Below are 13,366 nucleotides of genomic sequence, written 5' to 3'. Positions count from 1 at the left end.
GCAAAGTGGGGAATTTTACTTTGCCACTTCCGGGGATTTTTACAGTGCCGTTGACAGAAGTGCTGCGCGGACCGCAGGGGACGCTGTTCGGCGCGGGTTCGGAAGGCGGCACGGTGCGCTTCATCACGCAGCAGCCCAGCCTTGACACGATCAAGGTCTATGGCCGCGCAGAAGGTGCCGCTACCCAGCATGGCGCGGCGAGCGGCGAAGGCGGTGTCTCGATCAGCGCGCCGATCATTGCCGGCAAGCTCGGCATCGCCGCCAGCGGCTACTATCGCCGCGATGGGGGCTGGGTCGACCGGATCAGCTCGTTCACCAATCGGGTCGTCCAGAAGAACGCCAACTCCACCGACAGCTACGTCGGCCGCATCGCGCTGACCTGGCAGCCGGTCGACAACGTCAAGATCACGCCCGCAGTCTACTACCAGAACATCAAGGCGGCCGACAGCGGCGAGAGCTGGGAAGTCTACTCGGACTACGACAACCATGTGTTCCGCAACGCCAACCAGCTTGCCGAAACAAGCCGGGACCGCTTCACCTTGGCTTCGCTCAATGTCAGTGTCGGTCTCGGCGGCGTCGATGTGATCGCCGTGGGCTCCTACTTCGATCGCAAGCAGTCCTTCGTGCAGGACTACACGAACTTCGACCAGACCCTGTTCACAGGCGTCAACGCCCTGCCCTTCTTCCCCGAGCAGAACGCGCCATCAGACTTCCTCGTCGCGCAGAAGAACTGGACGGGCGAGCTGCGTCTGCAATCGAACAATCCCTCGAGCCCGCTGACCTGGGTGCTCGGCGGGTTCTACTCGCACGCGCAGCAGACTTCGCTGCAGGTCGTGACCGATCCCTACCTGCCTGTGTACCTGTTCGGCGCCCCCAGCCCGGTCGCCGGCTTCTCGGTCTACGACCAGAATGCGGTCTCGACCGACGAGCAGGCGGCGCTCTTCGGGCAGGTCACCTACAAGTTCACCGACAAGCTCTCGGCCATCGCCGGCCTGCGCTACAGCCACACCGTCTTCACGATCCGCTCGGTGGCGCAAGGCTTTGTCGTCGGTCCGCTGGTGGATGACCGCGGCCGCCAGAGCGAAAACCCGATCACGCCCAAGTTCGGCCTCAACTATCAGGCGACGCCCGATACGCTGGTCTATGCCTCGGCTTCGCGCGGCTTCCGTGTCGGCGGCTACAACCCGCAGGTCGGCACATTCTGCGGGCCGGAGCTTGCCAGCATCGGCTATCCGAACGGGCGCCCGACCAACTTCAAGTCGGACTCGGTGTGGAGCTACGAACTCGGCGTGAAGAGCAAGTTCGGCGGGCTCGGCAGCGTGCAGGCGAGCGTCTACCAGATCGACTGGAACGACATCCAGCAGGCGGTCGCGCTCAATTCCTGCGGCTTCCAGTTCACCAACAACCTCGGCAAGGCACGCAGCCGCGGCTTCGACTTGCAGCTCGAAGTCCGGCCGACCAATCGCCTCACTCTGCAGGCCGAGATCGGCTACGTCGACGCGCAGTTCCGCGACACCGTGCGCGGCGGCCCGACCGCTGCGGCGCCGTTCGTCAGCAAGGGCGATGCCGTGCTTGGCGCGCCGTGGACGGCATCGTTCCACGCCCAGTACGATTTCGACGTGTTCCGCGAGAAGGGCGGCTATGTCCGGTCGGACTTCGACTACCGCTCGAAGCAGACCAAGCTGCCGCCCTACCTCAATCCGGCCAACGGCGCGATCGACACCGCACTTACCCTGCCGCCTGCGGTTGCCTTCTGGTCGGCGCGGATCGGCGTACGTCCGGGCAACTTCGACATCTCGCTGTTCGTCAACAACATCCTCGACAAGGCCACCTGGACCCGGCGCGAGCGGGCACAGAACCCGTTCGAGTTCTTCCGCCGGGAAACCCTGCGGCCGCGCACCTTCGGCGTGACCGCCAGCTACCGCATGTAAGACACCCTGCTGCGCCGCACCGCCGATCAGGGCGGGCGGCGCAGACGGACTGGAGACCGCCGGAATGAAGACCATGCGCCGCCTGCTTGCCGCTGTCGCTATCGCTGCGCTGGTTCCGACCCTCCCCGCGGCCGCAAAAGCCGCTCCCAGGCCGGTGACGCGCTTCATCAACGGCCATATCTACACCCCGCAAGGCTGGCGCAGCGCGATGGATGTGGCCGGCCAGCGGATCGTGCGCATCGGGACCGCCGCACAGGCAAAGGGCTGGCCGCGCGCCGGAGCCAAGGTCGTCGATCTCAATGGCCGCACCGTCATGCCCGGCCTCTACGACATGCATGTCCACCCTGTGCTGCAGGCCAAGGGTGATGAAGGCCGCTGCCGGGTGCCGCAGGATGCGGCACCACAGCGCCTGCTCGAGCTCGTGGCCGCATGCGTGAAGGCCACCAAGCCCGGCGACTGGGTCAGCGGCGGCCAGTGGCAGGCCTCGCTGATGACCGGCACGCCGATCACCGCCGCGACGCTCGATGCCGTCTCGCCCGATAATCCGGTCATGCTGTTCGACGTGAGCGGCCACAGCGTCTGGGCCAATTCGCGCGCGCTGGCCGCCGCGGGCATCGGCCCCGGCACGCCCAACCCCGAAGGCGGCATCATCGAGCGCGATGAGAAGGGCAATCCCACCGGCATCCTGCGCGAGACCGCCGGGCGCCTGCTCACCGTCAAGGTTCCACCGCAGCCGCAGGCCGAGACCGAGCGCCAGCTTGCCGCGCACCTTGCCATGCTCGCCGGGTTTGGCGTCGTGGGCTATGTCGAGGCGATGGCCTACCGCGACGACCTCGAAGTCTACGCGGCCCTCGCCGACAAGGGTGTGCTCCACCAGCGCGTGCAGGCCTGCATCGCCTATTCCGAATCCGGCCGCCCCAACCCGGCCTTCGACCAGACGCTGGCGGATCGCGCGAAGTTCGCCCGCGCCACTTTCAACGCCAACTGCGTGAAGGTTTTCGCCGATGGCGTCCCCACCGAAAGCCACACTGGCGCCATGCTGGCCGATTATCAGGCCGGCCAGCCCAACGCTCCGGCGCGCGGCCTCCTGCTGTTCGATCCCGCCGCAATGGCCAGGGATGTCACCCGGTGGGACAAGCTTGGCGTCACCGTCCTCTTCCACGCCGCCGGAGACCGCGCCGTGCGCGCCTCGCTCGATGCCATCGAAGCCGCGCGCAAAGCCAATGGGTTAGGGGGTCCGCTGCATCAGGTCGGTCATTCCACCTTCGTCGACCCCGCCGACCTGCCGCGCTTCAGGGCGCTCAACGCCGCAGTCGAGTTCTCTCCCTATCTGTGGGACCCGCAGCCGATCAACGACGACATCACCAGCGCCGTCGGCAGCCCGCGCATCGACCGCGTCTGGCCGATCCGCGAAGGCTTTGCCGCCGATGCACTGGTGATCGCAGGTTCGGACTGGGCGGTCGTGCCCACCCCCAACCCGTGGATCGGCATCGAGACCGCCGTCACCCGCCGCAATCCCGGCGGCGGCACACGCAGCTACGGCCTTGCCGAGGCGATTACGCTCAGCCAAGCGATCACCATGTTCACCATCAACGCGGCCAAGCGCATCGGGCTTGCCGACAAGGCAGGCGCACTTGAGGTGGGCAAGTACGCCGATTTCCTCGTGCTCGACCGCGATCCCTTCGCCATCCCCGTCACCGAAATCCACAGCACCACGGTTCTGGAGACATGGGTGGGCGGCAAGCCGATCTTCACGCGGACCAAGGGCTGAACCCGATGTGGCGGCGCCTCGTCTGCCTTGCCCTTCTCTCCGGTCTCGCCGCTTGCCAGCGCGCCCCTGATCTGCCGCCTGTCGCGTCCCGCGGCGATATTGCAACCGTCGAGGCACAGGCCTCCGAATGGCCGAGCTACGGCGGCCAGCCCTCCTCGACCAAATACTCGTCGCTCGATCAGATCAACACCGCCAACGTCGCCAGCCTCCGCAAGGCATGGACCTGGCACTCGGGCGAAGTCTCCACCGGCACCGAACAGGTAGACGCCACCGTCGGCGAAATGACGCCGATCTACGTCAACGCCTGCCTCTACGGCTGCACCCCCTATGGCCGCGCCGTCGCGCTCGATCCTGCCACCGGCCGCGAGCTCTGGTCGTTCGACCCAAAGAAGCCGCGCACCGGCAACATGTACCACGAGAACTACTGCCGCGGCGTCGCCTACTGGCAGGCCCCGGACGCCGCCACGCGCGCGCAGCCCTGCGGCAAGCGCATCCTCTACGGCGCGCAGAACGCCGTCCTTCATGCGCTTGATGCCGATACCGGCCACCTCTGCACCGGCTTCGGCCAGAACGGCCACGTCGATCTCGGCGCGATGGACTACAAGGGCGAAGGCAAGCCCGCCAATACCTCCCCGCCTGCCGTCTGGGGCAATGTCGTCGCGCTCGGCACCGCGGTGCAGGACAACATGTACCGCAATTCGCTCGACGGTATCGTCCGTGCCTTCGACGTTGTCACCGGCAAGCCGCTGTGGTCATGGAATCCGATCCCCGACGACATATCCGCCGTCACCGGCGCGGCCAATGCCTGGGCGCCGCTGTCGGTCGATGCCAAACGGGGCTGGCTGTTCCTCCCCACCGGCAGCGCCAGCTGGGACACGCTCGGCGTCAACCGTCTGGACCGCATCCCCGATGCCAACGCCGTCGTCGCGCTCGACATGCGCACCGGCCGCAAGGTGTGGTCCTACCAGACCGTCCACCATGACCTGTGGGACTATGACCTCCCTGCCGCGCCGACGCTCGCCACCATCGACCACAACGGCCGCCCCGCCGAGGCCGTCATCCAGGCCACAAAGACCGGCAACATCTTCGTGCTCGACCGCGAGACCGGAAAACCGCTGTTCCCCGTCGCTGAACGCCGCGTCCCCGCCAGCACCATGCCCGGCGAACGCGCCTCGCCCACCCAGCCCATGCCGCTCCTCCCCCGAGCCGTCACCTCGCAGCGCCTGCGCCCCGAGGATGCATGGGGCCTGCTCGGCTACGACACCGCCGCCTGCCGCACGCGCCTCAAATCACTGCGCAACAAAGGCCTGTTCACGCCTCCCAGCGTGGGCGGTTCGCTGCTCCATCCCAGCTTCCTCGGCGGCACCAACTGGGGCGGACTGGCCTACGATCCGACGACCGGACTTGCCGTCGTCAATTCCTCTAACCTAGCCGCCTCGGTCCGCCTTGTCCCCCGCGCCAAGTTCGATCCAGGGCGCGACCTGCACCCCGGCGTCTCCTACTACGAGATGCAAGGCTCGCCTTATGTGATGCTGCGCGAAGTGCTGATGTCCCCGCTCGGCGTCCCCTGCAATCCGCCGCCATGGGGCCGCCTCACCGCCATCGACATGAAGACCGGCCAGACCCGCTGGCAAGTCCCCTTCGGCCGCCTAACCACCTCCAGCGGGATCACCTCGCCCACATCGTGGGGCGCACCCAACCAGGGCGGCCTCATCGTCACGCGCGGCGGCCTCGTCTTCATCGGCGCCAGCCTCGACAGCCGGCTGCGCGCCTACGATATCCAGACCGGGCGCGAGTTGTGGCAGGCCTTCGTCCCCGCACCCGCCACCGCCACGCCGATGACCTTCCGCCACACTGACGGAAAGCAATACGTCGTTGTCAATGCCGGCGGCCACGGCGGCTTCGGCACAAAGCTCAGCGATGCGCTGGTGGCGTTTGCGCTGCGCTGAGATCCTCGCAGCCCGCGCGCCGATAGGCCTGCGGCGTCATCCCGAAGTGGCGCCCGAACCGGCGGATAAAGCTCGCGCTTTCGGCAAATCCCACCGCCAGCGCGATTTCCGCGACATCGCGCCTGCTTTGCCTGAGCAGCCGCGCCGCCGCCTGCATCCGCCGCTCGTTGACCAGATCGCGCCAGCGCAGCCCTTGCGCGCGCAGCCTGCGGTTGAGGGTTGCCGCCGAGACCCCCATTGCCGCCGCCACGTCCTCCAGTTGCGGCGCGCTGTCGAGCGGACTGGCCTCCAGCGCCCGCACCACGGCGCCGAGCGACGTTCCCCGGCGTACAGTCTCCCCGGCGCGCCGGCGCAGATGCTCCTCGACGATCGGGAACAGCTCCGGATCGATCACCGGGCTGGTCCACTCCAGAAAGCGCGCCTCGAACGTGAAGGCATTGGTTTCGGTATCGAAGAACACTGGACACCGGAAGAATTCGCGGTAGACCCGCTCGTCCCCCACGCACGAATGCTCGAAGCGCACGTCTGTCAGTTCGAACTCGCCGCCGACATAATGGCGGCACATGTTGTGCATGATCGCGATCGAGAATTCCGCATCCTGCCGCCGCGATTGCAGGGTCTGGTCGGTGATCTGGTACTCGAACGTGGCCAGCCCCTCGTCCGCACTGAACCGGTTGCGCGCCGCATCCTGGATCGTTGCAAGATAGGCCGCAAACCCGGTGAACGCATCGCGCAGCGACGGCGCGCTGAGAAAGAGGAACCCCAATGCGCCCAGCGAGTTGAGCGCGCCGAGCCGCCCCGCCTGCAGCCCGAGATAGGGGTTGCCCGCCTCGGCTGCGGCGCGCTCGAGGAAGGCAAGGAACTGCTCAAGCGGCATCACCCCGCGCGCATTGTCGAGATCGTCCCGCCTGAGCGAAAACCGGGCCAGCATCGGCTCCGGATCGCAGCCGACAAGATCGAGGCAATTGACCACGTGGCGCAGCACGAGGACCGAGATCGTCGGCTTCAACATGCCCGCTTCCGTCTCACGCGCCAGCTCCCGCATCCACCCTCCGGATCGGACATTTTCGCAGGGTGCACTGCTGCGGCAAGGGTGCCGTCCGAATTTGGCCGCTTCGGCCAAGCCTTGCGCCTCCCCCGGCAGGCCTATTCGTTCCCGCTACCGCCCAACGAAAGTTCGTGACGCATGATACGCATTAGACAGGCCCTGCTCGCCAGCGCGATCCTCGCCGGTGTCCCCGCCTTCGCGCAGCCCGCGCCGGTCGATCTCGTTTTCTTGCATGGCACAGTGCTGACCCCCACCGGCACCGCACAGGCACTGGCCGTCTCCGGCGGGACCATCGTTGCGACTGGAACCGACGCGGAAATCGCCGCCATGGCCCCGGCCTCCGCACGGACCGTCGATCTCGCGGGCCGCACCGTCATGCCCGGCCTCTATGACATGCACGTCCACACCTACTTCGCCGGCCGCGACAAGCTCTCCTGCCGGTTCCCCCAGGGCGCGGACGCCAGGACCATCGTCGCCGCGGTGAAGGCCTGCGCGGCCAAGGCCAAGCCGGGTGAATGGATCACCGGCGGCAGCTGGGTCGGCGCCGCATTCAAGCCCGGCGAGCAGAACAAGCGCCTGCTCGATGCCGTCGCGCCCGACAACCCCGTCATGCTCAACGACGAGAGCCTTCACAGCGTCTGGGTCAATTCGAAAGTCCTCGCCATCGCCGGGATCACCCGCGCGACCAAGGACGTGCCCGGCGGCGTCATCGACCGCGATGCCAAGGGCGAGCCCACCGGCGTCCTGCGCGAAGTGGCCGCGCGCGACATCGAGCAGTTCATGCCCAAGGCCACGACCGAACAGCAGATGCAGGCGATCAAGGTCGCGACCGACGAGATGCTCTCCTACGGCATCGTTGGCTTCACCGATGCCGCCGTCCGGCGCGAAATGATCGGCGGGCTATCTGCTTACGCCAAGTCCGGCGGCCTCAAGCAGTACGCGCGCGGCTGCATCGTCTGGGGCCCCAACAACGGCAACAGCGAGGACCTCATCCCGCAGCGGCAGGCGTGGAGCGGCGGCCGGCTCCAGCTCGATTGCGTCAAGATGTTCCTCGACGGCGTGCCCTTGGAAGGCCGCACCGCCGTCATGCTCGCGCCCTACGAGCACCGCGGCGGGCCGCATGACGATCCGGGCCCCGGCGGCGGCAAGGGCCTCAAGCTGATCCCCGAGGACAAGCTCTTCCCCGCCGTCACCGCGTTCGACCGGCAGGGCATCCAGATCAAGTTCCACGCTGCCGGTGACGGTTCGGTGCGCGAGGCGGTCGAGGCCATCGCGGCAGCCCGCAAGGCCAATGGCGATGCAGGGCCGCACCACGAAGTCGGCCACAACACCTTCATCGACCTCGCCGACGTTCCGCGCGGCCACGAACTGCACTTCACCTGGGAACTTTCGCCCTACATCTGGTGGCCCACGCCGATCACCTCGGTCGATATCGCCAAGGCGGTCGGTCCCGAGCGCATGAGGCGCCTCTGGCCCATGAAGGATGTGTTCGAAAGCGGCGCCAACGTGGTGACCGGCTCCGACTGGCCGGTGGTCCCCTCGGTCAATCCGTGGCTCGCGTTCGAAACGCTGGTCACGCGGCAGGTTCCCGGCGCGACCGGCGAGCCGATCAACGCGGGCCAGCGCATCACCCGCGAGCAGGCCATGGCCGTGTTCACCCGCAACGGTGCCGCCGAGATGGGCCGGCTCGACAAGGGCGGCACGCTGGAACCCGGCAAGCTTGCCGATCTCATCGTGCTCGATCGCAACCCGCTGACCGTGCCCGTCGGCCAGATCCACGATACCAAGGTGCTCGCGACCTTTATCGCGGGCGAGCAGGTCTACGCCGCGCCCTGAGGCCCTTCCGCGAGCGCGCCGGCTGCGGCATGCGCGCTCGACCAGGCCCACTGGAAGTTGTAGCCGCCGAGCCAGCCCGTCACGTCGACCGCTTCGCCGATGGCATAGAGCCCCGGCAATGTCTTGGCCTCCATCGTGCGCGAAGAAAGGCCCGCGGTGCTGATCCCGCCTGCGGTCACTTCCGCTTTGGCGAAGCCCTCGCTGCCGCTGGGCGTGAAGACCCAACGCCGAAGCTTGGCTTCTGATGCACGCAGAACCTTGTCCTGCGTCTGGCCAAGCTCGCCCGCAATGCCCACGCTTTCGGAAAGCCGTCCTGCCAGACGCTCCGGCAGCGCCGCCCCCAGCACCCGCGCCATCGCGGCACGCGGCCGTTCGCGCTTGGCGGCCAGCAGCCAGTCCTGCGGCTGATCCGGCAGGAAATCGATGCTCACGCTCTCACCCGGCCGCCAGTAGGACGAGACCTGCAGGATCGCCGGCCCCGAAAGCCCCCGATGGGTAAACAGCGCCGCCTCTCGGAACGCGGCCTTGCCTGCACGAGCAACCACGTCCGCCGAAACACCGGACAGTTCGCGAAACAGGATGTCCTCCCCCGCCAAGGTCAACGGCACCAGCGCCGGACGCGGCTGCACGACCTTGAGGCCAAACTTGCGCGCCAGATCGTAGGCAAACCCGGTCGCGCCCATCTTGGGGATCGAAGGCCCGCCGGTCGCGATCACCAGCGCGGCGGCGATGACCGTTTCAGCCCCGAACCCGACGCGAAACAGCCCGTCCGCATGGTCCACCGCGCCCACCGGCTCGCCGCAGCGCAAGTCCACCCGGCCTGCCGCGCACTCCTCCAGCAGCATCGCGACAATCTGTTTGGCCGAACCATCGCAGAACAGTTGCCCCAGCGTCTTCTCGTGCCAGGCAATCCCGTATCGCTCAACCAGTGCGAGGAAGTCCGCCGGTGTATACCGGCTCAGCGCCGAACGCGCGAAATGAGCGTTCTCGGAGAGATAGCGATCCGGCGCAGTGTGGAGGTTGGTGAAATTGCACCGCCCTCCCCCGGAAATCAGGATCTTCTTCCCCGGCGCATCGGCATGATCGAGCAGCGCGACTCTCTTGCCGCGCTGCCCTGCAAGGCCCGCACAGAAGAGCCCCGCCGCCCCGGCGCCGAGCACGATGACGTCATGCGTCGGCGCCATAGGACGAGGATCAGATATGCAACGCGCGCCCGTAAGCCGCGAGCACGCTCTCGTGCATCATCTCCGAAAGCGTCGGGTGCGCGAACACGGTGTGCATCAGTTCGGCCTCGGTCGTCTCGAGCGTCTTGCCTACGACATAGCCCTGGATCAGCTCGGTCACTTCCGCGCCGATCATGTGCGCGCCGAGCAGTTCGCCGGTCTCGGCATCGAACACGGTCTTGATGAAGCCCTCAGCCTCACCCAGCGCGATCGCCTTGCCGTTGCCGATGAAGGGGAAGTTGCCGACCTTGACGGTGTGGCCTGCTTCCATGGCCTTGGCTTCGGTGAGGCCCACGCTCGCAACCTGCGGGTGGCAGTAAGTGCAGCCTGGAATGTTGAGCCGGTCCATCGGGTGCGGGTGGACTTCGGTGTTGCCAAGCGCCTGCGCAATGGCTTCGGCCGCAATCACACCCTCGTGGCTCGCCTTGTGTGCCAGCCACGGCCCCGGCGTCACGTCGCCGATGGCCCAAATGCCCGGCACGTTGGTGCGGCCATAGCCATCGATGGCAATGATGCCGCGCTCAGCGGCAACGCCGAGCGCCTCAAGTCCGATGTTCTCGGTATTCGGCACGATGCCGACCGCCACGATGACATGGCTGAAATCGTGCTCCGCCGAAGCGCCGTCCTTGGCCTTGATCTTCGCCTTCACGCCCGCTGCGCTGGTGGTGATGCTTTCCACGCCCGCGCCGGTGAGGATCTTGATCCCCTGCTTGGTCAGCGACTTCTCGAGGAACGCGGAGACGTCGGCGTCTTCCACCGGCACGATCCGGTCCATCATCTCGACGACCGTGACATCGGCGCCCATGTCGTTGTAGAAGCTCGCGAATTCGATCCCGATCGCGCCCGAGCCGATCACCAGCAGCTTGGTCGGCATCGCTGGCGGCACCATGGCATGGCGATAGGTCCAGATACGGTCCCCGTCGGCCTTGGCAAAGGGCAGGTCCCGCGCCCGCGCACCGGTCGCCACAATGATGTGCTTGGCAGACAGCGTCTCAGTGCCCTTGTCGCCCGTCACCTCGACCTGGCCAGCACCCTTCAGCACGCCCGTGCCCATATGCACGGTGATCTTGTTCTTGCGCATCAGGTGCGTCACGCCCTGGTTGAGCTGCTTGGCCACCCCGCGCGAGCGCTTCACCACCGCATCGATATCCGCGCGGATATTGTCCGCCGCCAGACCATAGCTCGCGGCGTGCTTCATCTGGTTGAAGACTTCGGCCGATCGCAGCAGCGCCTTGGTGGGGATGCAACCCCAGTTGAGGCAGATGCCGCCGAGCAGTTCGCGCTCCACGATGCCGACCTTGAGGCCCAGCTGCGCACCCCTGATTGCCGCGACATAGCCGCCGGGGCCGGAGCCGAGGACGAGAAGATCGTATTGGTCAGCCACGTGTATGCTCCTTCAGGTCGGCCACTGCTTTAACCCGCTCGTGTGGGCGCGCCGCTCTCAATATGATCAGGCAACGAGAGCCAGCGGCGCTTCCACCAGCGTCTTGAACGCCTGCATCAGCTGCGCGCCTTCCGCCCCGTCGATGGCGCGGTGGTCGAAGCTGCCAGTGGCGGACATGACGGTCGCGATCCCCAGTGCATCGTCGACAATGTACGGGCGCTTCTCGCCCGCACCGATCGCCATGATCATGCCTTGCGGCGGATTGATCACCGCCTCGAACTGCTTGATGCCGAACATGCCGAGGTTCGACAGGCTCGCCGTGCCGCCCTGATATTCATGCGGCGCCAGCTTGCCCGCCTTCGCCCGCGCGGCAAGGTCCGCCATGTCCTTCTGGATCGTCGAGATCGACTTGACGTCGGCGCCGGTCACGATGGGGGTGATCAGCCCGCCCGGGATCGAGACCGCGACGGCAATGTCGGCGCGCGAATAGCGGATCAGGGTGTCGCCCGCGAAGCTCACGTTGGCATCGGGGGCCAGGATCAGTGCCTTGCCTAGTGCCTTGATCAGCAGGTCGTTGACCGAGAGCTTCACGCCCTCACCCGCCAGCGCCGCATTCAGTTCCGCGCGCAGCTTGAGCAGCTTGTCGAGGCTGATATCGACCGTAAGGTAGTAATGTGGCACCGTCGCCTTGGCTTCGGTCAGGCGGCGCGCGATGGTCTTGCGCATCGAGGAGAGCTTGACCGCCTCGTGCGGGATATCGGTGCTGAACGGCGCAGGCGCCGGAGCCGACGCAGCGGCAGGAGCTGCGACCTGTGCAGGCGCCGCGACAGCAGCCGGAGCAGCCACAGGGGTCGGAGCCGCAACATCCAGGTCCGCCTTGATGATGCGACCATGCGGTCCGCTGCCCTTCACTTGCGTGAGGTCGATACCCTTCTCGCCCGCGATGCGCTTGGCGAGCGGGCTGGCGACGATGCGATCACCGGCAGGCGCAGCGGCGACCGGAGCCGGGGCTGGAGCAGGCGCAGCGACGGGAGCGGGTGCCGGTGCAGGCGTCGCCGCGACCGGAGCGGGCGCGGGCGCAGCAGCCGGGGCCGGAGCCGCCGCCGCCGGCGCAGCATCGTCCTCATCCTCGCCCGCAATCGTCGCGATCACGGTGCCGACTTTCACGCCTTCCGTGCCTTCGGCCACTTCGATGGCGACCACGGTGCCTTCGTCGACCGCCTCGAATTCCATCGTCGCCTTGTCGGTCTCGATCTCGGCCATGATGTCGCCCGAGGAGACCTTGTCGCCGACCTTCACCAGCCACTTGGCCAGCGTGCCTTCTTCCATGGTGGGCGAAAGCGCGGGCATCTTGATCTGGATCGGCATGGTCAGCTCGTTTCCCTATTTGGTTACAAGGGCAAGGTTCGTACTTGTGGCTTCGGTACAGATAGCCAAGCCGTTACAAGGCCGTGGCGCGTCCCTTGGCACATGATCCGCCATTTCGCCACCCGCGCGAAGCCGGTCAAGTCTCTTGGCGCTTGCCCCGCATACGAATTAGGCCAATACGCATGACCCTGCCGAATGACCGGCAGTGCGAATGGCGCATGCAAGGGCGATATCGCAAGGGGGCAGGCATGGTTGGCATCACAAGCGAAGCGGATGGCACGCCGGGCGCCGAAGCGCGGGCGAAGCAGCGCGTCTATCTCGTCATCATGGACGATACCGAGGAAAGTGCCCGCGCCCTGCGCTTCGCCGCGCGCCGCGCCGTGCGCACCGGGGGCACCGTCCACATCCTCGCGCTCGTGCCGCGGCACGAGTTCGTCGTGTTCGGCAGCATTCAGGCGACCATCGAAGGCGAGGCCCGCGAGCGCGCCGAAGACCTCGCCCGCGCCGCCGCCGGAAGTCTCGCCGACGAATCGGGCCTTGAACCGGCGGTTGCCGTGCGCACCGGAAGCGGACCCCAAGTCGTGCGCGATTACCTCGCTGAACACCCCGAAGTTTCGGCGCTGGTGCTGGGTGCGGCGGCAGAGGGCAATCCGGGCCCGCTCGTCACGCACTTCACTTCGCAGATCGGCCAGCTGCCTTGCGTGCTGATGATCGTTCCTGGCGGCATCGACGAACGCGGCATCGATTCGTTCAGCTGAGGCGATGAAACTCCCACCCCGCTCGTGCTGAGCCTGTCGAAGCACATGGCTCAACTTTCGCGCCAGCACCCTTCGACAAGCTCAGGGTGAGCGGGGTC

Annotated in this window: 9 protein-coding genes; 5 read left to right on the top strand and 4 right to left on the bottom strand. The window is 66.9% G+C overall.

Annotated features, from left to right (window positions below; all coding sequences use genetic code 11):
- Positions 1–59 precede the first annotated feature (59 nt).
- The 3 genes from IP83_RS10505 to IP83_RS10495 all read left to right on the top strand — a co-directional run bounded on the left by IP83_RS10505 (position 60) and on the right by IP83_RS10495 (position 5,651).
- Positions 60–1,931: a TonB-dependent receptor gene (locus tag IP83_RS10505; RefSeq protein ID WP_231625001.1), complete on the top strand. Its 1,872-nt coding sequence runs from the start codon at positions 60–62 to the stop codon at positions 1,929–1,931.
- A gap of 64 nt (positions 1,932–1,995) precedes the next feature.
- Positions 1,996–3,702, top strand: a complete 1,707-nt coding sequence (locus IP83_RS10500) for an amidohydrolase (protein WP_082364639.1) — start codon at positions 1,996–1,998, stop codon at positions 3,700–3,702.
- A 5-nt stretch (positions 3,703–3,707) separates the two neighbouring features.
- Positions 3,708–5,651 (top strand): pyrroloquinoline quinone-dependent dehydrogenase, encoded by a 1,944-nt coding sequence (locus IP83_RS10495; RefSeq protein ID WP_197274336.1) that lies wholly within the window; start codon positions 3,708–3,710, stop codon positions 5,649–5,651.
- Here the strand turns inward: IP83_RS10495 and IP83_RS10490 are convergent.
- On the bottom strand, positions 5,617–6,663 hold the full coding sequence (locus tag IP83_RS10490) for an AraC family transcriptional regulator (RefSeq protein ID WP_197274335.1): 1,047 nt from the start codon (positions 6,661–6,663) through the stop codon (positions 5,617–5,619). The genes IP83_RS10495 and IP83_RS10490 overlap by 35 nt on opposite strands.
- Before the next feature lie 174 nt (positions 6,664–6,837).
- Here IP83_RS10490 and IP83_RS10485 point away from each other — a divergent pair, with 174 nt between their 5' ends.
- Positions 6,838–8,535, top strand: coding sequence for an amidohydrolase (locus tag IP83_RS10485; protein WP_054122165.1), 1,698 nt, complete (start codon positions 6,838–6,840; stop codon positions 8,533–8,535).
- Here IP83_RS10485 and IP83_RS10480 read toward each other — a convergent pair.
- From IP83_RS10480 to IP83_RS10470, 3 genes are all read right to left on the bottom strand, one after another.
- Entirely contained in the window at positions 8,520–9,719 is a 1,200-nt protein-coding gene (locus tag IP83_RS10480; RefSeq protein WP_054122164.1) for an NAD(P)/FAD-dependent oxidoreductase, read from the bottom strand. The two genes, IP83_RS10485 and IP83_RS10480, sit on opposite strands and share 16 nt — an antisense overlap.
- Positions 9,720–9,729: 10 nt before the next feature.
- Positions 9,730–11,142, bottom strand: coding sequence for a dihydrolipoyl dehydrogenase (lpdA, locus tag IP83_RS10475; RefSeq protein ID WP_054122163.1), 1,413 nt, complete (start codon positions 11,140–11,142; stop codon positions 9,730–9,732).
- 66 nt (positions 11,143–11,208) lie between these two features.
- A complete protein-coding gene (locus IP83_RS10470; protein WP_054122162.1) occupies positions 11,209–12,510 on the bottom strand; it encodes a pyruvate dehydrogenase complex dihydrolipoamide acetyltransferase in 1,302 nt (433 codons plus the stop codon).
- 248 nt (positions 12,511–12,758) lie between these two features.
- Here IP83_RS10470 and IP83_RS10465 point away from each other — a divergent pair, with 248 nt between their 5' ends.
- Positions 12,759–13,268 carry a universal stress protein gene (locus tag IP83_RS10465; RefSeq protein WP_054122172.1) on the top strand — a complete coding sequence of 170 codons (510 nt, stop codon included), beginning with the start codon at positions 12,759–12,761 and terminating at the stop codon, positions 13,266–13,268.
- Positions 13,269–13,366: the final 98 nt, after the last annotated feature.

Origin of the sequence: Novosphingobium sp. AAP93 (genome assembly GCF_001296055.1) — a bacterium.
Lineage (GTDB): Bacteria > Pseudomonadota > Alphaproteobacteria > Sphingomonadales > Sphingomonadaceae > Novosphingobium.
This window is presented reverse-complemented; position numbering and strand designations above follow the sequence as displayed.

What these genes read in the sequence shown, in the direction of transcription:
- IP83_RS10485 (WP_054122165.1), top strand. Translation starts at nt 6,838, where the DNA reads ATGATACGCATTAGACAGGCCCTGCTCGCCAGCGCGATCCTCGCCGGT.
- IP83_RS10490 (WP_197274335.1), bottom strand. Translation starts at nt 6,663, where the DNA reads ATGTTGAAGCCGACGATCTCGGTCCTCGTGCTGCGCCACGTGGTCAAT.
- IP83_RS10500 (WP_082364639.1), top strand. Translation starts at nt 1,996, where the DNA reads ATGAAGACCATGCGCCGCCTGCTTGCCGCTGTCGCTATCGCTGCGCTG.
- IP83_RS10465 (WP_054122172.1), top strand. Translation starts at nt 12,759, where the DNA reads ATGGTTGGCATCACAAGCGAAGCGGATGGCACGCCGGGCGCCGAAGCG.
- IP83_RS10480 (WP_054122164.1), bottom strand. Translation starts at nt 9,719, where the DNA reads ATGGCGCCGACGCATGACGTCATCGTGCTCGGCGCCGGGGCGGCGGGG.
- IP83_RS10470 (WP_054122162.1), bottom strand. Translation starts at nt 12,510, where the DNA reads ATGCCGATCCAGATCAAGATGCCCGCGCTTTCGCCCACCATGGAAGAA.
- IP83_RS10495 (WP_197274336.1), top strand. Translation starts at nt 3,708, where the DNA reads ATGTGGCGGCGCCTCGTCTGCCTTGCCCTTCTCTCCGGTCTCGCCGCT.